15 protein-coding genes and 2 riboswitches are annotated in these 23,470 nt (G+C 41.8%); of the genes, 7 read left to right on the top strand and 8 right to left on the bottom strand.

Annotation, left to right across the window (positions count from 1 at the left end; all coding sequences use genetic code 11):
- Nucleotides 1-31: 31 nt before the first annotated feature.
- Nucleotides 32-187: riboswitch (glycine riboswitch) on the bottom strand.
- Between the two features lie 55 nt (nt 188-242).
- Nucleotides 243-369: riboswitch (glycine riboswitch) on the bottom strand.
- A 337-nt stretch (nt 370-706) separates the two neighbouring features.
- The 6 genes from AK823_RS09040 to AK823_RS09015 all read left to right on the top strand — a co-directional run bounded on the left by AK823_RS09040 (nt 707) and on the right by AK823_RS09015 (nt 8,984).
- Nucleotides 707-1,027, top strand: a complete 321-nt coding sequence (locus tag AK823_RS09040) for a YcgL domain-containing protein (RefSeq protein WP_068036543.1) — start codon at nt 707-709, stop codon at nt 1,025-1,027.
- A 256-nt stretch (nt 1,028-1,283) separates the two neighbouring features.
- Complete coding sequence (locus tag AK823_RS09035) at nt 1,284-1,976, top strand: hypothetical protein (RefSeq protein WP_228138837.1); 693 nt, start codon at nt 1,284-1,286, stop codon at nt 1,974-1,976.
- Between the two features lie 232 nt (nt 1,977-2,208).
- Nucleotides 2,209-3,075, top strand: coding sequence for a MoxR family ATPase (locus AK823_RS09030; RefSeq protein WP_068328355.1), 867 nt, complete (start codon nt 2,209-2,211; stop codon nt 3,073-3,075).
- Between the two features lie 11 nt (nt 3,076-3,086).
- Nucleotides 3,087-4,319: a VWA domain-containing protein gene (locus AK823_RS09025; protein WP_068328349.1), complete on the top strand. Its 1,233-nt coding sequence runs from the start codon at nt 3,087-3,089 to the stop codon at nt 4,317-4,319.
- A gap of 1,379 nt (nt 4,320-5,698) precedes the next feature.
- Complete coding sequence (locus AK823_RS09020) at nt 5,699-8,464, top strand: YadA-like family protein (RefSeq protein ID WP_068328346.1); 2,766 nt, start codon at nt 5,699-5,701, stop codon at nt 8,462-8,464.
- A 79-nt stretch (nt 8,465-8,543) separates the two neighbouring features.
- Nucleotides 8,544-8,984 (top strand): outer membrane protein assembly factor BamE, encoded by a 441-nt coding sequence (locus tag AK823_RS09015; RefSeq protein ID WP_068036533.1) that lies wholly within the window; start codon nt 8,544-8,546, stop codon nt 8,982-8,984.
- A 265-nt stretch (nt 8,985-9,249) separates the two neighbouring features.
- Here the strand turns inward: AK823_RS09015 and AK823_RS09010 are convergent, their stop codons facing one another.
- The 8 genes from AK823_RS09010 to AK823_RS08975 form a co-directional block, all read right to left on the bottom strand.
- Entirely contained in the window at nt 9,250-10,332 is a 1,083-nt protein-coding gene (locus tag AK823_RS09010) for a formate dehydrogenase accessory sulfurtransferase FdhD (protein ID WP_082785687.1), read from the bottom strand.
- 89 nt (nt 10,333-10,421) lie between these two features.
- Entirely contained in the window at nt 10,422-12,794 is a 2,373-nt protein-coding gene (locus AK823_RS09005) for an FdhF/YdeP family oxidoreductase (protein WP_068328342.1), read from the bottom strand.
- Between the two features lie 188 nt (nt 12,795-12,982).
- Nucleotides 12,983-13,777: an ABC transporter ATP-binding protein gene (locus tag AK823_RS09000; RefSeq protein ID WP_068036530.1), complete on the bottom strand. Its 795-nt coding sequence runs from the start codon at nt 13,775-13,777 to the stop codon at nt 12,983-12,985.
- Between the two features lie 61 nt (nt 13,778-13,838).
- Nucleotides 13,839-14,741 carry an ABC transporter permease gene (locus tag AK823_RS08995; RefSeq protein ID WP_025651417.1) on the bottom strand — a complete coding sequence of 301 codons (903 nt, stop codon included), beginning with the start codon at nt 14,739-14,741 and terminating at the stop codon, nt 13,839-13,841.
- Nucleotides 14,742-15,263: 522 nt separating this feature from the next.
- Nucleotides 15,264-16,304 (bottom strand): ABC transporter substrate-binding protein, encoded by a 1,041-nt coding sequence (locus AK823_RS08990; RefSeq protein WP_068328339.1) that lies wholly within the window; start codon nt 16,302-16,304, stop codon nt 15,264-15,266.
- A gap of 77 nt (nt 16,305-16,381) precedes the next feature.
- Nucleotides 16,382-17,428, bottom strand: coding sequence for an ABC transporter substrate-binding protein (locus tag AK823_RS08985; RefSeq protein ID WP_068328335.1), 1,047 nt, complete (start codon nt 17,426-17,428; stop codon nt 16,382-16,384).
- A gap of 382 nt (nt 17,429-17,810) precedes the next feature.
- Nucleotides 17,811-19,916, bottom strand: coding sequence for a methionine--tRNA ligase (metG, locus tag AK823_RS08980; protein WP_068328332.1), 2,106 nt, complete (start codon nt 19,914-19,916; stop codon nt 17,811-17,813).
- 406 nt (nt 19,917-20,322) lie between these two features.
- Nucleotides 20,323-21,738, bottom strand: coding sequence for a GntP family permease (locus tag AK823_RS08975; RefSeq protein WP_068036523.1), 1,416 nt, complete (start codon nt 21,736-21,738; stop codon nt 20,323-20,325).
- Between the two features lie 368 nt (nt 21,739-22,106).
- On the opposite strand from AK823_RS08975, the gene AK823_RS08970 reads away from it, so the two are divergent.
- The gene (locus AK823_RS08970; protein WP_068328330.1) at nt 22,107-23,447 is read left to right on the top strand and encodes a TIGR00366 family protein; all 1,341 of its coding nucleotides are present in this window, start codon (nt 22,107-22,109) and stop codon (nt 23,445-23,447) included.
- Nucleotides 23,448-23,470 lie beyond the last annotated feature (23 nt).

The following is a 23,470-nucleotide window of genomic DNA, read 5'->3' as shown; positions in this document are numbered from 1 at the left end:
GCCAAACAGACGCGTAACGTCCGTTTAAGCAAAAGCCCTATCTGTCCTGTGACCTGAGATTTTCAATACGACAGCTGTTTATCAGAGGCTATGCACTCAATATGAGCTCAGAGCGTGTAGTGTCGTATTTTCTCCCCTTCGGTGGGTAAGGCGTCGTCCGTCCTTACCACTCTCCAGATTTGTTATGCCGCTTGTTTATGATTGCAAAATTAAAATAAAAAATGCAAATAAACAGTGGGGGCATGCGTTTTTCAGTCCTTTTACCTGAGCGATTGGCAGGGTAGATGCGCCTTCGGTGGTCGTATGACAGTATGAATAGCGCACAATGAGCGCTCATTTCTGCCAAAAACTCTCTCCTGAAAAACGCTTTTATTATGAAAGGTTCATAGCTGTTTTACAAGTCATCAATTGGATTAATGCCAATAATTTCATAAAAAGTCGTTTTTTTGCTGGTTTTGACCGTCAAATATGCCCTAAATCATGCTCCAAGTCTCATTGATAGTTCAGTCATTACTAATAATAAATGCTAATACAAAATATAAGTAGTAGGGAAAGATATGGCTGCTTTATGAAAAAGCTACCACTGAAAGCGAGTATTGATAATAAAGTGAACCATGATAGGCTATAATCCTATTATCCATAAGCATTTTGCATGACTGCTTTAATTTGCAATTTGCTTTAATCTTTAGTGTTAAATAGGTGTTCTATGCATTGTGATATTTATAAATTTCCCAAACATGACGATATGTATGTCTATATCGCGCGTCCCGATTATCCTGATGATACTGATGAAATCAAGGATTGGTTGGGTGTATTACCAAAAGACTTTCGCGCCAGTTTAGGTATGAGTAAATTCGTTATACATCTGGATTTGGAAACGACGCCAAAGCTTGCCCGCGTCGACAAGGAAGAAGTATTGGCGAAGCTAAAATCACAAGGGTATTTTGTCCAAGTGCCACCGCAAGATGTGATGCGCCGTCAAGCAGAACTGCGCGCTCGCGAGTCTCAGGATAATATTTACGACTAGGTTATGACTAGGCACTTATAATTCTGCCAGTGAAACACAAGTAAGGTGATGGTAGCTGATAGTCTAAAACCACTAAATAAGCTACCAAAATCCCACGTAAAAAAGTCTTTGCACAAGAGGCTAATATGCTTTTTGCTATAAAGTCGTGATAAACTAGTCACCTATCAAGCTTGCACGTTAGGGCTGAGTTGCTAATTAATTTAGTGACTACTCAATGACTCTATTGCTAATTACAAACGTAGGTATCTAAACACGCATGGACTGGTTAAAAAGTATCTTAGAAAGCTTACCTCTGGAAAAGCTTAGTGACATTCTTGGTGAGATTGTCATTTGGTGGAGTCAGATGGTCAAAAACGTACCACCCGCCGACCTGCCAATGTACGCTTATCTCGGTGGCTCCATCGTGGTATTACTACTTTGGATTTTGGTCGCACGCATTTTACCGCGTCCATTAGGTGGCATGAGCTGGATGGTATTGTTTGCTGTTCTCTTGGCGCCAGGTACTGCACTTAATGATCCTAGTGTCATAGCGCCCGCAAGCATCAGTGTCGTTTATGCGATTATGATGAAGGATACTGCCACTGCTATTACCAATGCGTTACCAATTCTAGTGGTATTGGTTGTTGGGTTATTCGTTGGTTTTGTCTGGCAGCTTATTCGTGGCGCTTTTGATTCAAGTTTGGACAAAGCGCGTCGCCGTAGTACTGAAGATGCGCAGGCAAATATGCAACTGGCAACGGGTAATTATATAGAAGAGAAGAATAGTGAGTCATTACTAGTAAACATTCCAGTAACTACTCAGCCTTCAATTAATGATTCCATGAATGCCAAACAAGAGATTAATTTGAAAAAGCAAAGCTCTAACGATGATATAGATAAGACGTTAAGTACGATAAAGCCTAGTACACAAGTTAATGATGGTTCGGTTGATTCAGATAAGAAGCTATAGTTAACAACTTACATTAGCTAGCAAGTTTTTTGTAAACTGTAGGAAGTAAAATAAAAGACACCTTTGCGTGTCTTTTTTTATGGCAATACGTTAACTTTAGATTAGCAAAATACTTAAGATTCTTTAGCTACTGCGAACGCATGAGTATTTGGGCATTAAGAAAGGCTGTGCTAATCTAAACCATTAATTTTTTATGCATATTCATATTAATTACAACGATTGAGATTTGACCATGAGCACTGAAAATAAGATTGCAAAACCAAGCTTTACAGGTACTGAGAGTTATATTGCCACCGATGATCTGCAACTGGCAGTCAATGCGGCTATGATGTTACAAAAGCCACTGCTAATCAAAGGTGAGCCGGGCACAGGCAAGACCTTACTTGCAGAAGAAGTTGCCAGCAGTTTAGGTATGCCGCTTATTACATGGCATATAAAATCAACGACCAAGGCTGAGCAAGGGCTGTACGAGTACGACGCAGTATCACGCCTACGTGATTCACAATTAGGTGATGATAAGGTGTATGAAATTGGCAACTACATTAAGCCTGGCAAACTTTGGGAAGCCTTTACCAGTAAAGAGCGTAGCGTGCTGCTGATTGATGAAGTAGATAAAGCGGATATTGAGTTTCCAAATGACCTATTGCATGAGCTTGATAAAATGTCTTTTTATGTCTATGAGACTGGCGAGACTATTACTGCTGAGCAGCGTCCTGTCGTCATTATCACCTCAAACAATGAAAAAGAGCTACCGGATGCATTTTTGCGTCGCTGTTTTTTCCATTATATCGACTTTCCAGAAGAGCAAACCATGCGTCAAATTATTGATGTCCATTTTCCTAATATTCAAGAAAAACTGGTCAATGATGCACTCGATATTTTCTATAAGCTGCGCAACATTCAAGGGCTTAAAAAGCCACCATCAACCTCAGAGTTGGTCGATTGGTTAACCTTATTGCTGGCTGATGACATGGCACAAGAAGAGCTAGAAGAAAACTTGCGTGGTGAAAAATCTATCCCACCTTTATATGGCGCATTGCTTAAAAATGAAGCTGATGTGAACTTATTACAGCGTTTTGCCAATATGATGCGCCGCTGAGGTTAAACATTATGTTTATCAAACTATTTTATACCTTACGTACTTATGGTGTCCCTGTTAGTACACGCGAGCTGCTTGATTTAAATGCTGCGCTTGAGCATGGGTTGATGATGCAGCCGCATCCTGAATATCCAGATGACCCAGCACTGCGCGATTTTGCCAGTCGTGAAGATATGTATCGCCTTATTCGTCTGTGTATGGTCAAGGACGAACGTCATTTTGATAAGTTCGATCGAGCAATGGCAGATTATTTTGAAGGAGTCGATAGCTTAGACATTGATGAATTGATGGCGAAGCTGACGGACGTTCCCAAAGAGTGGCTGGACTTAAAGTTAGATCCAAAAAATCTAACAGAAGAACAGCGGCGATTGCTCAAAAAGTACGGTTCGCTTGAAGAGTTGATGAAGGCTTTAGAAGAGCGTCTCAAAGAGCAAAAAGAGCGGCATCAAGGTGGTAGTAAATGGGTCGGCACCGGTGGCACCTCACCGTTTGGCGCTTATGGTGATCATCCAGAAGGCGTACGTGTCGGCGGAGAGTCACGTAAACGCAGTGCAGCAAAGGTTTGGGAGCAGCGTAAATACCGTAACCTTGACGATGATAGTTTACTTGGCACGCGGCAAATTCAGATGGCACTGCGTAATTTGCGCCAATTTGCACGCACAGGTAGCGCTGACGAGCTAGATATTAATGAAACCATCAGACGTACTGCTAAGAAAGGTGTACTCGATATTCATATGCAGGCTGAGCGTCGCAATCGTGTCAAAGTACTGATGCTATTTGATGTGGGCGGCAGTATGGATATCCATGTTGAAGCATTAGAAAAGTTGTTCTCAGCGGCAAAAAACGAATTTAAAACCTTAGATTTCTTTTACTTTCATAACTGTTTGTATGATTATGTCTGGAAGGATAACAATCGTCGTCATAGTGCGCCTATGCCAACCTTTGAGCTACTGAATAAATATGGCCGCGAGTACCGAGTGATATTCGTTGGTGATGCCTCAATGTCACCATATGAGCTATTTTCAGTGGGTGGCAGCGTTGAATACATGAATAATGAAGCTGGCGTAGTGTGGTTGAAAAGGGTACTTGACCATTTTGACAAGGTCGCATGGTTGAATCCTGAAACCCCAGCTTATTGGCAATATACCCAGACTATTAGGGAAATCAAAAAGTTATTCAATAATCACATGTACCCTATGACACTACATGGAGTGGAAGATATGACAGCCTATTTAGCTCGCTAGCTGTCCATAAATTTTTACTTTGAATAAATTATAAAAACCACTGCTATGAAATAATAGTAGTGGTTTTTTGTATCTAACAGTATCATATTTAATTTAAAGTAATTATAAATTTAGAGCAGCTTAACAACAAATGTTGCTAGAAACAATTAAATTGAGTAAGGCAATGCTATTTGTCAAGAAAATGTAACTATATAACTATTGACAATTTTAAAATATGGATAGTGATAATTATGCATTAACTGGTTGATAAGATAGGGTTTTCAGCTTCCTAACAATATATCTATATTTGATATTAAACAATGCGAATACGATAAATGAATCTATGTAATTGTTAAAGACTCACTTGTATCCTATACGATTACCTCACTACTCCCTATGCTTAAAAAGTTTATCCTCAGATATCAAAAGCACAAATGAATACGAATCTTCAAAGATCTGATATTTAAATATTTATTATGTGTGGGGAGCATGATTGTAAGGTTGATAAGTAGTTGACAGACAGTAGTGTTCATAGGCTTTATTCTATTTAGCACTAAAATAAGATGGAAGGTCATAAAGTGATAATTAAGAGGGCTGAGTAATGGAAGACTAACCAAAAATACTGCCTTCATCTATGGACCTACATAACCAAATTCAGCAACTTTTCTCAAATTATTAACACAAATCCAATCAAATTCTTATCTGTCCCTGATAATAAATGACTTCAAAATCCCGACGAACGGACATTTTTTGCTATTTAGCTGGTAAGCAGTAAGAGTGTTATACAGTTCATTGATTGATATATGACAGGCAAGCTTGCACATTACAGAAAAAACTCTCCAATTAATAATTAATTCTATTGTCTTCTGTGACAATTTTAAGACTCCCAACCAATACGCTGGTTTAAATCTTTAATTATAATCATATATTTGTGTATTTCACCAAGGTGAGTGCAGAGACAAAAAGACCTCAAGGCTATTAAATGCTTGGGGTCTTTTTGTCTTTGTTGATATTGAATATGGTCGATAATGACTAATAATTTTGTACTAAAACGAGAATTTAGTCATAAGTTTTTTAAGATATTAACAGTTGACTTTGTTGTTAATATGTAAAGATATTGACGAACGGTTGTAAATAAATCACTAACGGTGTTGTTTCTCTATGCATATATCCGTTAATATGAATATATATATCCGCAAACATGAATATATATATGGAAACAGTAGGTTTACAATACAAAACGTTTTCGCTTCTTAAAACTTAATTGCTAGTTACATTTCCAGCAAAATGTTACTTCCACATAAGCTTAAGACCCGTTTTATTTTGTTATTTAAGCTCTCTGTAACGTAGATTTTGGTCTAATTCTTTATATTTGATAGGTCTATTCGGGAGTACATATCATGAATCACAACTATAAAGTCATCTGGAATGACGCTTTACAGTGTTTTACAGCAGTAGCTGAATATGCTAAAGGACATAGCAAATCATCGAAGTCTAGTGCAAGCTCTAGCTCTGCAAATGTATCTACCAGTATGTTGAAAGGAGAGGCTCATAGCTTGCGCCTTAGTGCGTTACGTTCGGGACTAATTGCCGTAGGTATGACAGGTTTGGCAATTGGTATATCCTCACAGGCTATTGCTGCGGTCGGCGTGAGCGGTGGTACAGGAAGTGGTACAGCTGTTTCTGAATGTACCAATGATAGCCAAGCAAATTCAGGCACTAATAAAGAAAATATCGCTATTGGCTGCGAATCTTCTACCAGCAACAAGGGATATCAAATCGCTGATCGTGGCAACCCTTACTATACTAATAATGATTTTACGCCTGGGATGAAGAACGGAGGCTCCGTCGCGATTGGAACAGGTGCAAGTACAGAGCATGTATTTAGCGTAGCAATAGGTGAATATGCAAAAACGACTAGTGGCGCTGGTGTAGCTATAGGCGTTGGCTCATTATCTGAAGGCAATACTGCATTAGCTATAGGCCGTCAATCAGTTGCTAGAGGAGACTACTCACAAGCGATGGGTAACGTCGCTGCAGCGACAGGAACAGGCTCTTTGGCAGTCGGTCATTCTGCAACCGCTACAGGTTATCGAGCTATTGCAATTGGCGCTTCAGACATTGAAAATGCTTCCCCAAGTTACGGTCAAGCAGGCGCTAATTATCAAACCGTAGAGCAAACCAAAGCATCTGGTAGAGATACTATTGCTCTTGGTAGCGGTGCTCAAGCCGTTACTGACGGTTCAGTAGCGATTGGCACCAATTCGAATACCCTAGTTGATGCGATCATTGTTACAAGCGCAACTGTAGGCGATGTCACTTTTGGCAACTTTGCTGGAGCAACTAATATCGCAGCAGGTGATCAAGTATCTGTTGGCGCTGCGGGTCAAGAGCGTCAAGTGAAAAACGTTGCGGCAGGCAATGTAACGGCGGCTAGTACAGATGCTATCAACGGTAGCCAGCTGTTCTCTGTTGCAGATACGTTGAACACAGATATTACTGATAATAGAAATAATATTACTAATAATACGACTAACATTACCAATAATACCACTAGCATCAATCAGGGTATTAACTTCGGAAATGGCGTTACAGCTAATAATTTTAAATTAGGTGCCACTATTGCCGTTACTGGTGATGGAAATATAACGCCAGTGACCACAGCCAATGGTGTGCAACTTCAATTGAACAGAGACTTAGGTTTAAACAGTGTGACTACTGGCAACACCCTTGTTAATAATAACGGTGTTACTCTGACTGGCGGTTCTAACCAAACGATTAGACTGAGCAATAATGGCCTAGATAATGGTGGTAACAAAATTACCAATGTAGCTAGAGCTACAGATGGCACAGATGCAGTTAACTTTGATCAATTGAATGAAGTCAGAAACAGTGCCGCTGCCAAGAGCACAGTTACGCAAGGCAAAAACATTGTTGTAACTTCAACCGCTAATGAAGATGGCTCAACTAATTATCAAGTGGCCACTGCAGATGAACTCGATGTTACTAGTGTTACCGCTGGTAATAGCACTCTAAACAATGAAGGTCTGGGTATTGATGATGGTACAGGTAATACAGCGACTGTGACCGCAAGTGGCACTACAGTAACCAATGCTGCTGGTGATTCAACTAGCTACGGTGCAAACGGCTTTACGGCTAGTGATAACGCTGGTAACAGCACTGTTGTTAATCAAACAGGCGTAAGCTTTACTAATAGCAATGGCGCTACTGGACCTAGTATTACTGCAGGTGGTATTAATGCAGGCGGTACTGTAATTACTAACGTTGCAAGTGGTGGCGATATCGCTACCAATGCCGCTAACATCGGTGATATACAAGCAGCTGCTGCTGGCTCTAGAACTGAAGTTGCTGCTGGTACTAACATCACTAATGTGGTTAAAACAACAGGTGAAAATGGACAAGATATCTATACCGTTAATGCGAATGGTGCCAGCGTTTCTGGTTCTAGTGCAGTGACCGTAACAGCTGGTAATAAAAATGCCGCTAACGTTACTGACTATGCTGTAGATCTCAGTCAGGCCAGTAAAGATAGCTTAGTGAAAGCAGATAGTGCCATGCAAACAGTCGTTACTCAGATTGATGGTAATAATGTCAAGACTGTTAACCAAGCAAACAATACGGCTAACTTTGTCACCGGAAATAACATTGTCCTGAGTAATGACAATGGTGGTATTAGAGTAGCTACTGCCGAAAATATAGTAGTGACTAGTATTAAAGCTGGCAATACGACGCTTGATAGCAATGGTCTGGATAATGGTGGCAATACAATTACTAATGTCGCCGCTGGTGTTAATCCTACTGATGCTGTAAACGTGAGTCAGCTTGATACTGTCGATAGAGCAATTAATGGTGAGCTTGTGACTATTGACAGAAACGTTAATAATTTAGGCTATAGAATTGGTGAGGTTGAAGACAATGCCAATGCTGGTATCTCAGCCGCGATGGCGATGTCATCATTGCCACAAGCTTACATCGCAGGTAAGTCGATGATAGGTGGTGGTATTGCCTCATATAACGGCGAAAGCGCAGTTGCTATCGGTGTCTCAAGAGTCTCTGATAACGGTCGCTGGGTGATGAAAATAAATGGTACAGCCGATACTCAAGGTAATGCTGGCGGTGCTATCGGTGCAGGCTTCCATTTCTAATCCAATCAAACGCATTATGACAATGTCTGTACTCGGGCAGATATTGTCAAATCACTCATGACACATTAAGGAATAAACAATGAACTTATCTATTTATCGCCACGGATTGTTGGCTACTGCTCTTTTATTTGCTGTAACTGGCTGTACTTGGCATGTCAGTCCGGGCGCTCAGCATGGCTCTGTTAATCCTGATGATTTGGTATTCCCTGATCAAAGTTCAGCATGGCAAAGAGAAGGCAAAATCGTTGAGCAAAATGATGTTGCCAAAATTAAAGTCGGTACTACTAAAAACGAGATTTACAAACTGATTGGTACTCCACACTTTCAAGAAGGCTTCAATGCTCGTGAATGGGATTATATCCTCAAATTCTATGATGCCAATCAAAATGTAGAAACTTGCCGTTATAAAGTCATTTTCGATGACAGTTATGAAGGTGTGCTTCGTAGAGATGAGTTTTTTGCAACTGAGACTTATTGGCAGCCTGCGTCATGTGCTAAGTATTCACAATTTACTAGATAGTTTGACTTAATAGTAAACGTTGAATAATAAAAAAAGAACAAGGCATCTAGTGTCTTGTTCTTTTTTTCTGAATATAGGGTAAGAAAATCTATTGTTTAAAAAATAGAGATTTATAAATAATTTTCTAAGCTTTAATTTTACTAAGCTCTGAAAACCAACATAAGAAAAGAGGCATCTATAACCATATTAAAGCTTATTTTCTGAAATGAAAATATCGTTGTGTTTAAATACTTCTTTCACCTATATATTTTTTCAATTTAACACCTTAAGTACCTGAGTAATAAGTCACTCTGTTATCACGTAAGAATCCAGCCAAGCCCAAGCTATAACGCTCGGCGACACGAACGGCGGTACTGGTAGGGGCGGACATACCAACTAACCAAGGTATACGACCACGAATGGATTTCTGCACCAGCTCGATTGATAAGCGTGAAGTCATAAGGACGCATTCAACCTCCGTCTTGTTGCGCAGTTGCCAGCCGATAAGTTTATCGAGCGCGTTGTGACGTCCTACATCTTCAAACAAATATAATTGTTGGTTATACATCGTTGCGGCGGCATGTACGGCACCTGTCAACTGATGTGTATGTTGCATGGTATCGACTTGTTGCCGTATTTCTAATAGATAGCCAAGGCTTGGAGTATTTGCTTTGACCTGTTGCATGTCTTGACGATAAGCACTCAAGTCGGGCAGTGCCTGCGTTAGTCCAGTGATACCACACATACCGCAACCTGTACGCCCTGCGAGCTGCCGCTTTTGTGCTTGGATACGCTGATGACAGCGTTGGTTTAGCACTAGCTCTACCACATAAATATCGTAATCTTGCAGTGATGTTAAGCTTTGCTCAAATGCTTCAAATTCAAGACTTTCATTCATAGGGTTTTTTACATGCGAATCCTGCCCAAACGAATCTTGCGTAAACTTTTGATAACTTGCGATATCTGTAAGCTGGGTAACTTCCCAATCAAGCAGCTCATGACTGTGCTGAATTAAGCCTTCACTAAATAAGAATCCAACAGCTAAATATTCTAGCTGGTGAGGACTTGCCATCAATACCGCATAGTGAATACCGTTAATAACGATAGCAACCGCAGCTTCCACTGCTAAGCTAGCTGACTGTGAGTCAACTCTGATTTGATCAGTACTAGTCTGAGCAACACTGGTCCCAGCAATACTATGATGACCATACTTATCTGACGGATAATAATGCTTTTGCGCTAAATGATTACGCGCAAGTGGTATCGCAGATAATTCTATAGTTTCTGAAATTTTATTTGCCAATTTATTCTTTACTAAGAATTGATCGCTATATTTCGCGTCAGTTTCAGCATTGCTTTCAGCTATCATGATGGCTCGTTATATCTTATGGGCATTGACATAGTTATTACCGTTTTCCTTTTAAATATATTCATAACTCAATCATTATCTCACGCTTACTATGCAGGGTCGGCTATGCCAGCGTTTGCATCAACACGTTGCAGAACAACGGTCGTTGATTTATAAGCTGGTATGTGGGAGTCTGGCGCATGCGTGTCTAAATCAAATAAATCATTACACTCAGGGTAGTAAGTTGCGACGGCGTTGGATGCGATATCCATCTCAGTCAATACTAAAGGCCCTAATGTACGTGGTTTATCTGTGCCGTCTGTAATGTTTGAGCTATTTGAGCTGGCTTGACGCGATACCACAACATGGTCACCTTCTTGCCAACCTAAACGGCTCATCTCATCAGGATGCATAAATAGCACATCACGGCGATTGGTTTGGCGATAGCGGTCTTGATAACCAAATATCATAGTATTGAATTGGTCATGGCTACGGACACTGGTCAATTGCCAGATTTTTTGCTCATTATCTTGCGTGCTATCGATATTGTTATCTTCTCTCGCATTGTCTATAAGGGCTGAGGTTGTCTCTGCCATCTGTGCTGCGACATAAGTAATCGGATATTTCGGTACTTCAAACTGTGCTTTGCCACTGTCGGTATTCCACACGCGATGGCGCGCTGGATGATATAAATGAAAGCCACGCTCAGCCGCACGAATACGCTCGTTAAAGTTCTCAAAACCATCAATCGCTTGTGCAACATAGTCACGAATGATGTCAAAGTCTTCACTCATTGCTTGCCAAGGGATAGATGAGTCAGCACCAAGCACGTGAGTAGCAATGTCTGCCACAATCTGCGCTTCCGACTTTAACGTATTGCTAACAGGTTTAAGGTTGCCCTGAGTAGGTACAATCTGACACATAGAGTCTTCGATAGTGGCAAACTGCTCACCTTTAGCGGTAATTATGCGTTCAGTACGACCTAAGCAAGGTAAGATGAGGTTATTTGCGCCCGGATACAGCATGGTCTCATTCAGCTTAGTTCCTACGAAAACATTGAGCTGAGTCGTGGTCAAGGCTTGTTGAATGGCACTGCTATCAGGCGCGGCAACGGCATAATTACCGCCCATACTCATAAAGACTTTGAGCTTACCAGCAATTAATGCTTTGGCGCCAGCCACCACATCAAAACCGTCCTCTTGCGGCATTGGACGCTCAAAAACGCGCTTAAGGCTATCAAGCAAAGCCTGTCCGGGACGTTCATGAATGCCCATGGTGTGATCGCCCTGCACATTGGAATGTCCACGCACTGGGGAAGCGCCTGCACCATCAATCCCAATCATACCCATCAATAGTAACAGGTTAGTAATCATCGCCACATTGTCATCACCTTGCACATGCTGGGTGATGCCCATACCCCAAGTACAAATCGTCGCAGGACTGTTGGCAACCAGCTTTGCGATATTGATAATTTCTGTTTGAGCAATACCGCAACCAAGCTCGATATCCACCCATGACTGTTCTGTCAGCCACTGTTTTAATGGCTCAAAACCTGACGTATGCGTCGCAATAAAATCGTTATTAATTTTATCGTTCTCAATCAGCCATTTTGCAATACCAGTCAACAGCGCAGTATCGCCACCGATTTGAATTTGAATGACATCGTCGACCATATCATCACTTTGACCTGCCGCCATATGCGTGGGCTTTTGCGGATTTCTAAATTTACTTAAGCCTTGTTCACGCATAGGGTTTATCGAGATGATTCGACAGCCTTGCTCATGAGCATGGGCGAGCATTTCAAGCATGCGTGGGTGGTTAGTCGCAGGATTTTGCCCAAACATTAATATCAGTTTGGCTTGCTCAAAATCTTCTAACATCACCGTCGCTTTGCCGACGCCCAGCTGTTTACCGAGCATCACTGAGGTTGGCTCGTGACACATGTTTGAGCAATCTGGTAAATTATTGGTACCAAAACAGCGCACAAACAATTGATACATAAAGGCTGGCTCATTAGTTACACGGCCCGAGGTATAAAATAGCGCCTCGTCTGGCGAATCAAGCTGTCCTAACTGTTCTGCAATACGTTTGTAAGCAGCTTCCCAAGAAATCGGTACATAGCGGTCTTGAGTCGCATCATAATATACGGGCTCTGATAAACGGCCACTATGCTCAAGCTCGTAGCCCGACCATCCTTGTAGCTCGGTTACGGTGTGCCGTGCAAAGAATTGTGCATCTGCCTTTTTTGACATAGTCTCACTGGCGATGACTTTGATACCATTTTCGCAGACATCAATCATTTTATGTGATTTATGATCTGGCCAAGCGCAGCCCGGACAATCGAATCCGCCTTTAGGCTGATTGCTTTTTAGCACACTTAAACTACCACGCAAGAAAGTCTGATAATCCATCATTTTACGAGTAGAGGATATCAGCGCAGGCCAACCGGCAGCAGGGTGGGAATAAACAGGAATTTTGCGCATAGCAGACCTCAAAGGTAAATGGCAGCAAATAAGCTTTATATAACAACTATATAATGGCTAGCGAAAAGTTTGTAGGATCATTAACTATAGATAACAAAAAACCTTCAAGAAAAGAGTGTTTCCTTGAAGGTTTATAATTTTATTGTCAACTAATACATTTCTTGCGGACATAGCAGCCGGTAGACTAGTTAACTCAAAATCAAGCTATCATCTTCAACCTTCTCACCGCGAGTTTGCTCAAACATATCAAGTAAGTCATGTACAGTCATATCTTTACGTATGTCACCAGCGACATCTAATACCACTTGGCCTTGATGCAACATCACTGTACGCGTGCCATGTGCTAATGCTTGTTGCATTGAGTGCGTGACCATCATGGTAGTTAGCTCATTATCAGTGACAATCTTATCTGTCAATTCTAAAACGAAAGCAGCAGTTTTAGGGTCAAGAGCAGCAGTATGTTCATCAAGCAATAGAATCTTAGAGGGTTGTAATGATGCCATTAGTAGGCTCACAGCTTGACGTTGCCCGCCAGATAATAACCCCATACGGTCGGTCAAACGATTTTCTAAACCTAATTTTAGGACTGACAGTTTTTCTCGGAATAAATCACGGTTATTCTGGTTTAGTGCAAAGCTTAGACCTCGTTTGCCGCCACGTTTGTAGGCCAATGCCATATTTTCTTCGATAGTTAATGCTTCACAAGTCCCAGCCATCGGGTCTTGAAACACACGGGCGACCCAATGAGCGCGTTGATGCGCTGTTTTTTTGGTGACATCGATGCCGTTTAGTAAGATTGAGCCACTATCGACACGCGTGGTACCACTTACTGCGTTTAGAAAAGTCGATTTACCTGCGCCATTAGTACCAATCACAGTGACAAATTCGCCATCAGCGATATTTAAATTAATACCACGGAGGGCAGGGTTTTCGATAGGCGTGCCCGGGTTAAAGGTTAACCGTAAATCTGTGGCTTGCATCATAATCGTTATTCCTTATTGTCTCTTCAAGCTTATTACAGTTTTTTACCGCCTGCATTGACTGTCATTGAACGCGAACTTTACGAGATAAAAACTTGGTTTTAGCTTTTGGCAATACTAGTGCTAATACTACAAGTAAAGCGGTAATCAAGTTCAAATCCTGCGGGCCAAAGCCAATACTACGTAGCGTATCGCTCGATAGCGCGACCTGAATAAATAGCTTATATAGTACCGCGCCAACGATTACAGCAAAGGTAATCAGCCAAATACGCTTGGCAGGGATGATGGTCTCACCAATGATGACCGCTGCTAGACCAATGACAATCGTACCGATACCGATAGAGATATCTGCACCACCTTGAGTCTGTACAAACAGTGCGCCTGCTAGAGCAATTAGGCCGTTAGAGACGGCCATACCGATGATGGTCATCCATGAGGTATTGATGCCTTGCGCCTGTGCCATTCGTAAGTTTGAACCAGTTGCTCGCATAGATAGGCCAGTTTCGGTGCTATAAAACCAATCTAAGAATAGCTTGGCAAGCAGTATGACCACACCAATGATAAGGCAGCGCATCCAATATCCATTGCCATCAGTAACTAAGGTGCTAAATACCGTAGTTTCACCCAATAACGGCAAGTTGGGCGCGCCCATGATGCGTAGGTTGACAGAATATAGCGCGACCATGACTAAGATGCTGGCAAGTAGTTGCAAGATACCAAGTTTGACGTGCAACCATGCAGTGACGATACCGGCGACTGAACCTGCTAGCATACCAAAAGCGCATGCCAACCATGGATTGACACCAGCGACAATAGAGATGCCAGCGACTGCGCCACCTAATGGAAAACTACCATCAGCGGTCAAGTCAGGAAAATCGAGCGTACGAAATGAGATGAGCACACCAAGTGCTACTAGGCCGTAAATTAGACCGCTTTCAAGCGCACCAAAAAAAGCAATTAGAGACATAAGATATCAGTAAGTCATAACCAAGCGTTTAGCAAATAACATTCCATTTATTAACTCATAGAGTAAGTGGCATATACCAGCGCGCTCTTATCTATAAACTTATAAGTCAATTTTAGCTAAACGGCTAAGCGGTGAATTTAACAGATTAAGCAATCTGCGGTTAGGGTAAACCAAAACATATCACGACGAAAAACTATCATAAGCTACCTTGGTTCAAAGCTTTGGTTCAAGATATTGCAAAATTTAGATGCTATGTTAAATGCTATGTAAATACTAAAGCCCTAAGCAAATACCTTGGCACTTATAAGTATTTTATAAGTAATGAGCTAAATAAAAGCATTTAAATAACCGCTACTTAATAATAGCCTTTTAAATAAGAAGCCCAGCCTACTAATTCATAGCTGGGTTTCTTATCTTAAACATTTAGCTTCATCGCATAAAGGTAGCTGGCGACTGACACGCAATCTATCAAACTCGGTATCTATATTATGATTGCTATGATGAGCCAACTATAAAAGTGCGTTATTCTACCACTTCTTTTGCTTTATCGATAACCGCTTGTGGCAAAGTAATGCCTTGTTCTTTGGCATGGTTTGGACTGACATATAAATCAAGCATTTGCGGCGTATAAACAGGAATGGCGCCGGCTTCTTCACCGTTTAGAATGCGTACAACGATTTTACCAGTTTCGCGGCCAAGATCGTAATAGTTTACGCCTAAGGCAGCAATGGCACCGCGCTCAACTGAACTGGTATCTGAGGCAATCAGTGGGATTTTGCTCTCTTTAGCGACTTGATATAGTGATTCGTAGGCCGATACGACGTTGTTATCGGTTGAGGTATAGATCATATCAACCTTACCTTCGAGGCTACGGGCGGCCATCGCAATATCAGTACTACGCTGGGCAGGCGCTTCGAGTACGTTGATACCTAGTGGTGTCAGTTTTTCTTTTAAGTTTTTCAAGATAATCGTTGAGTTGACTTCGCCTGGGCTATAAACATAACCGACATTTTTTAAGCTAGGAATGATTTGACGCATCAATTCAATTTGTGGCTCATAAGGTAGTGCATCAGAGCCACCAGTGACATTGGTGCCAGAGCCATCTAGTTTTGTGACTAGTTTGGCTGCGACTGGGTCAGTGACTGCTGAAAATACTAGTGGGATACTGCTAGTCGCAGCAGCTACTGACTGCGCTGATGGAGTGCCGATCGCGATGATAACGTCTGCATTGTCTGCAACGAATTGCTTGGCAATCTGTCCCGCCGTGGCAGTATTGCCCTGTGCACTTTGGAAGTTGACCGTTAAGTTTTCACCGTCTTTAAAGCCGGCATCATTTAGCTCATCGATGACACCTTTACGGACATCATCTAGCGCTGGATGTTCTACAATAGCAGTGATAGCGACCGTCTTCATAGCTACTGCGGCATCGCCAGTAGCAGCCACGTCAGTAGTGCTAGTATCTTGTGCTGACTGATTACAACCAGTCAAGATAGCAGTACAAACGCCGCCTAATAATAGCGCTTTACTAAAATTGAAATGACCAAAACGATTTTGATACAACATGGGTCTTACTCCTAAAATAATAGTGTGTCCATACACTATATAAATAATTAACGTGCTAATTGATAGCTTACTACTTTTTATTTGGTATCGACATCAGTATCAACGTTGATAGCATTTTTTAGTAAATCTGCTGGCAAGCTGACACCTTGCTCAGCGGCGTGCTTCGGACTTGCATACAAGGTTAATTTATTCATGACTTCAGGCTTAATGGTATTGACAGCCTCGCCATTTAACACGCGATAAACCATTTTTCCAGTGGTACGGCCAAAGTCATAATCGTTGACACCTAGCGCAGCAGTGGCACCGCGTCTTACACTAAACTCGTCCGAGGCAATGACTGGAATATCAAGCTCGTTAGCGGCACCTGCCATTGCTTCAAATCCTGACACAACGTTATTATCTAACGAGGTATAAATGACATCGACGCGACCAGCAAGACTACGAGTCGCCATTGCAACGTCAGTTGGGCGATTGGCTGTCACATCTAATATTTTAAGTCCACGCGCTGGTGCAAGTTTTTTAAGCTGATTGAGCACCACTACAGAGTTAATCTCACCTGGGCTATAGACGTAACCAATGGTTTTTGCATTGGGTACAATCTTTAAAATATTATCTAACTGCGGCTCAATAGGTAATTCACTGGATAAGCCTGTCACGTTAGATTGAATAGGTAAATTATTTTCATTAATAAGCTTCGCTGCGACAGGGTCTGAGATAGCAGTATAAATAACCGGAACCGTTTTAGTTGACGCCACAATTGACTGAGCAGATGGCGTTGAGATTGCTACGATGGCATCTGGATTGTCTCCTGCAAACTGCTTAGCAATCTGTCCTGCTGTCGCTGTATTACCTTGAGCACTTTGAAAGTTGATGGTTAGATTTTGGCCTTCAACATAACCATTATCAGCCAGCTCATCAATAATACCGCGGCGCATCTCATCTAACGATGGGTGTTCAACGATTTGAGTAATGGCCAACGTTTTAGCGGGCTTGTCAGTATCAGCGGTTGCACTCTCATCAGTCGTTGCAGCAGTATCGGTAGAATTTGAGCAGCCAATTAATCCAAGTGTGGCGCTAATAGCAGCACCATATAGGCTTAAGCGTAAAGTAGAAGCAATAGTCATTATTAGGTTAACTCATAAGTTATATCAATCGTAAAAACCAAGTTAACATTATCAGAATAGCTAAGTCTACTTATGGTAGTACTTGCGTTCGTCTTCGTTATATTTGGTTTTTAAAGATGATACTGGAAAGTGCAGGTTAGCCGAGTCAATGCTATGTTGATGCCAAAATAGCAGGCTAACAATAAGGTAATCGTTCCGTCGATCATTATGTTCATATTATGACAGTAATGTAAGTTATCGCAATAAAAAATTAAAGCGTATTCGTCATAGCTGTGATTGAGTCATGTATTGATGGTTTTATTAACCTATATACTATAAAAAACGACATAAAAAAAGACGCCACTAAGGACATCTTTTTTTATGTCAATGCTGAATGGAGTAGTTAAGCTAAAGTATCACCAACCACGCAATCATCAGGCAAGGTAACAACTGTTAGCCCTGTCTTTGAATCGCCAGTCGATAACACCATGCCTTCTGAGACACCGAACTTCATCTTACGCGGGGCAAGATTGGTCACGCAAATCACTTTTTTATCAACCAATTGCTCAGGCTCATAAAATTTACGGATACCGCTAAACACATTGCGCGGCTTATCTTCGCCAACGTCTAAGGTAAATTGCAGAAGCTTATCTGCGCCTTCGACATGGTTACACTCTAAAACGTGTGCGACTTTCATCTCAACTTTGGCAAAGTCTTCAATACCAATATAATCAGCTTGCTCAGCATTTATATCATCATCAGTACCAGCTTCTGTCTTGCTATCTTTTTCGGTGACTGACTTGCTAGCAACTGGGGTAGTGGTTTGCGCCAACGATTCTTTTGACGCCTCAACCATCGCGGCGACGTCTTTTTCTTCGATACGCTGCATCAATGGTTTAAATTTATTGATTTTATGACCAAGCAACCACTCATTACGGCTGGCAAAGCTGAGATCATCAATGTTTAAGAATTCTTTGGCATTGGCAGTCAGCTCAGGCAAGACTGGCGCTAAATAAACCATCAATTGTCGGAAGATATTAATCGCAACCGAGCAAACGTCTTGCACTTCTTGCTCAGTGCCTTCTTGCTTGGCAAGTGACCACGGTTTTTTCTCGTCAATATACTCATTGGCCTTATCTGCACATTGCATGATTAAACGCATAGCGCGCGAGAACTCACGATTCTCATAAGCGGCAGCAATTTCATCACCGGTTTTGGTAATATCTTCTAGTAGCGTTGATTCTACGCAAACGTCCGACAGCATACCGTCATATTTCTTCACTAAGAAACCAGCGCTACGACTGGCAATATTAACGACCTTACCAACCAAGTCAGAGTTGACCTTTTGCATAAAGTCTTCTAAATCAAGGTTGATGTCCTCGACTTTATCAGACAGCTTACTGGCAAAATAATAACGCAAGTATTCAGGATGTAAGTGCTCAGCGTAAGTTTCGGCTTTGATAAAGGTGCCGCGTGACTTACTCATTTTTTCGCCGTTGACCATCAAGAAGCCATGCGCAAAGACACCCGTTGGCGTACGGAATTCACTACCCGCAAGCATGGCTGGCCAAAATAACGCATGGAAGTAAACGATGTCTTTACCGATGAAATGATAAACCTCGGTCTTATGCTCGTTTTCTTGCATCCAGTAACGATCGAAATCAAGCGCTTCATTTGTACCTGCACGCTTATCACATAAATTCTTAAAGCTCGCCATGTAACCGACTGGCGCATCTAGCCATACATAAAAATATTTGTCTGGCTCGTCGCTTGGGGTATCTGGAATTTGGAAACCAAAATATGGCGCATCGCGCGAGATATCCCAGCTGGTCAGGCCAGCGTCAAACCATTCTTGCAGTTTATTAGCAACCGATGTTTGCAAGCGATTATCACTACGCGTCCAATCCTTTAAGAATTGCTCAAACTCAGGTAAATCAAAGAAATAGTGCTTAGAGGTTTTTAGGACAGGTGTGGCGTCAGACAACGTCGAGTAAGGATCTTTAAGATCTGTTGCATCATACGTTGTGCCGCACACTTCACAGTTATCGCCATATTGATCAAGCGCACCGCATTCAGGGCAAGTGCCTTTGACAAAACGATCCGCTAAAAACAATTGCTTTTCAGGATCAAATAATTGCTCAACGTCTTTGGTACTGATATGTCCAGCGCTATCAAGACGACGATAAATCAGCTCGGAAAAATGCTTGTTTTCTTCTGAATGCGTGGAGTGATAATTGTCAAAGTTAATCAAAAATTTAGCAAAGTCCGCTTCATGCGAGGCTTTAACTGAGGCAATTTGCTCTTCTGGCGTGATGCCATTAGCTTCTGCTTTGAGCATGATCGCCGTACCATGTGCATCATCCGCGCAGACATAAGTGACCTGATGGCCTTGTGCCTTCATCGCACGCGCCCAAATATCAGTCTGAATATATTCTACAAGATGCCCCAAATGGATATAGCCATTGGCGTAGGGCAGCGCACTGGTTACTAGAATCTCACGCACTTTCATCACCTATACTTTATATAAACGGGTTGGTTATCAAACGTCGCAAGCAGTTTATGGCGAGCAGACGCGATACTATTAATATCAAACTATCAATACTAAAACTTCTAAAAATGAAAATTCAAAAAGTGCGCCTATGATACCGTAAATCGGTCAAATTTGTGACATTACCATACTAATTAATACAGTAATTAATGTGATAACCAATACGGTAACCAATATGGTAGTTAGCTCCGTATGGTACATAAATGGTCGCTCATTTATTAGATATAAATAATACGCCCTAGCTTTGCTCGTTATAAAGTTATTATTAAAAAACCCACCAAGCAATTTGCCAAGTGGGTTTTGAATTTACACATTAAAACTCATTCATATTCAAAGCTCAAGAAACTGATTAAAGCTTAAACGGTTTCTAAAATGAGCCAAACATCGTCCCTAAGATGATAACAGCGACCACAGCGATTAATGGAATAATCATCGTGACCATCGCAAGATTCAGGTATGACTGCTTATGGGTCAAGCCACAAATCGCAAACAACGTGATGACCGCGCCACTGTGTGGAAGAGTATCAAGCCCGCCCGCTGCCATAACCGCCACGCGGTGCATAAGCTCTGGATCAATACCAGCTGCGACCGCCATTCTCAGGTAATCTTCGCCCAACGTCGATAGAGCGATACTCAAACCACCTGATGATGAGCCCGTAATACCAGCAAGCGTGGTCATAGCAACGGCTTCTGAGATTAGTGGGTTATCAGGATTTAGGTTTAAGATACTGTCACGAATGATAAGGAAGCCTGCAAGTGAAGCGATAACCGCACCGTAGCCAACTTCCGATGCGGTGTTAAAAATCGGCAACATCGAATCATAAGTACCACGGTTGATGGTTTTTTGTAGATTGTTCCAATGACCGATACGCAGCAAAATCAAAACAATACAGGCAACGACTAACGAGATAATAATCGACCATAGACCGAGTGAGCCGGCGATATTTAAATCCGGAAACTGAGCTTGTAAGCTGCTAAAGTCTATCGAAGGGAAAATAGCATAAGTTAATAAAGCGTTTAAAGCGATGACTAATACCAGCGGAATCATAGCAACCGTAAAGGAGGTGTGATGAGTATTTAGCACTTCGGCTTCTTTTTTGGCTGCACCAACGCCGCCTACATCCTCTTCGTCATGCTGACCGTAGCCTTCACCTGCCGCATTGGCTTTTCTAGCCCGTGACTGTAGCCATAACCAACCACAAATAAACATGATAGTACCGCCGATAATACCTAGGATAGGCGCGGCAAATACGTTGGTATTATAATAAGGAATTGGAATGGCATTCTGAATGGCTGGCGTGCCCGGCAATGCGGTCATCGTAAAGGTAAATGAGCCTAAGGCAATCGCTGCTGGAATCAAGCGCTTAGGAATATCAGCGGCTTTGAATAAGTCTTTGGCGATTGGATAGATAGCAAACGCTACGACAAATAACGATACACCACCATAGGTTAAGATAGCACAGACTAAGATGACTGCTAGAATGGCTTTGCTGGCACCAAGCTTTTCGACCACGGTATTGGCAATCGCTGTCGCCGCTCCAGAGTCTGCCATCAAACGACCAAACAATGCACCTAACAAGAAAATAGGGAAGAATTTAAGTAAAAATCCACTTAGTGCGCCCATAAATACATCGGTATAGGCAGGAATACTACTTAAAAAATCCCCTGATAGGAATACAGCTAATATCGCCATAATCGGTGCTAAAATCAGCACTGAATAACCGCGATAAGCAAAGAACATTAATAGAAATAAAGTAATAACAATAGCAAGTGTGCTAAACATGATCGCCCTCCTTGGCAAAATTCAGTCAGCGATTATGCAGTGCTTGCTAGTAGAGGTCAACACAAGATATCAAATACTTAGTAATAGATTATATTTAGTATGCATCTGTACTGATATGATTGTGACCTATAATATTTTTATTCACACTACCAATCGCAACCTCTATAATCTTAAAGTTATTCTCTAGTCGCTATGAGAATAATATGTTAAGTTAGCATAAGTATCGCATATATGATATATCGATATAAATTGTATTATTATGGTTGTACTTGTATTGAGTGCTATGGATAAACTACCATATTTAACAAGCAGTAATCTACTAACAATAAGTTAGAACCATAAACATTAAATCGACAAGGAATGTGGATATGTTTAGTGCTATCACCAACGCCAGCGTACAACTGGTAAATCGGTATCTACCATCCCCCTTTGTATTCTCTATTGTTTTAACGCTCATTGCTTTTGTCGTTGGACTTGCTATTACGGGCCAAAACGTAATAGCAATGGCAGGACATTGGGGTAATGGACTGTGGTCACTACATAGTTTCGCTATGCAAATGGCGCTCATATTGGTGACAGGCTATGCGTTTGCCAGTGCGCCATTTATTCAGCGTCTACTGGATAATATTGCCAGTCGTATTCATTCCCCTTCGACCGCTATCATAGTATCAACCTTGGTGGGTCTGGTTGGTTCATGGATAAACTGGGGTTTTGGTCTAATTATTGGTGCTATCTTTGCCAAGTCACTTGCAAAAAAAGTAGCTAATGTCGATTATCCCTTATTGGTAGCCGCAGCATATTCAGGATTTGTAATTTGGCATGGAGGCTTTTCAGGGTCGATACCGCTAACGTTGAGTTCGGGCGGTGATACCTTGCTCACGCTATCGGGTAACGCAATGACCGAAGCGGTGCCTTTATCACAAACCGTGTTTGCCGGATACAACTTGCTCATTGTTGGCTTGTTAGTAATAATCTTGCCTCTGTTAAATCGCTTTATGCACCCAAAAAATCCTACCGTTATTGACCCTAAGCTGATTAAAAAAGAAGCTTACGTGTCGCCTCGCCGAGATACCCCAGCACAAAGATTAGATGACAGCCGTATTGTCGCCGTAATTCTGCTGGCGTTAGCCTTAATGTACTATATTAGTGAATTTAGCAGCAATGGTTTTAATCTAGGATTAAACATAGTTATTGGGCTATTCTTGTTTGTAGGATTGTTATCGCATGGCACGCTAGAGCGTTACTATCGCGCAGTAAACTCAGGTATAGGCGGCATCACTGGTATTGTATTACTGTTTCCGTTTTATGGTGGCATCATGGGTATCATGACCGGAGCAAACGCTGACGGCATCTCTATTAGTACTCAAGTTACCGAATTCTTCGTCAATTCCGCTTCAGCAGACAGCTTTCCTATTTTTGCATTTCTAAGCGCAGGTTTAGTCAACGTCTTTGTACCATCGGGCGGCGGTCAGTTTGCTGTACAAGGGCCTGTCATGATACCTGCTGGTGTCGAGCTTGGTGTCAAACCAGCAGTCACGGCAATGGCGATTGCGTGGGGCGATGCGTGGACAAATATGATTCAGCCATTTTGGGCATTACCGTTATTAGGTATTGCCGGCTTAGATGCTCGAGCTATCATGGGCTACTGTCTGATAGTGCTTGCAGTATCAGGGGCAATTATTATGGGTGTGTTTTGGTTAGTGGTATAACTGGTATGGCGTGTAAATAAATA

Origin of the sequence: Psychrobacter sp. P2G3, from assembly GCF_001593285.1 — a bacterium.
Taxonomy (GTDB): Bacteria; Pseudomonadota; Gammaproteobacteria; order Pseudomonadales; family Moraxellaceae; genus Psychrobacter.
Note: the sequence above shows the minus strand (reverse complement) of the source record. Positions and strands in the feature narration are given on the sequence as shown.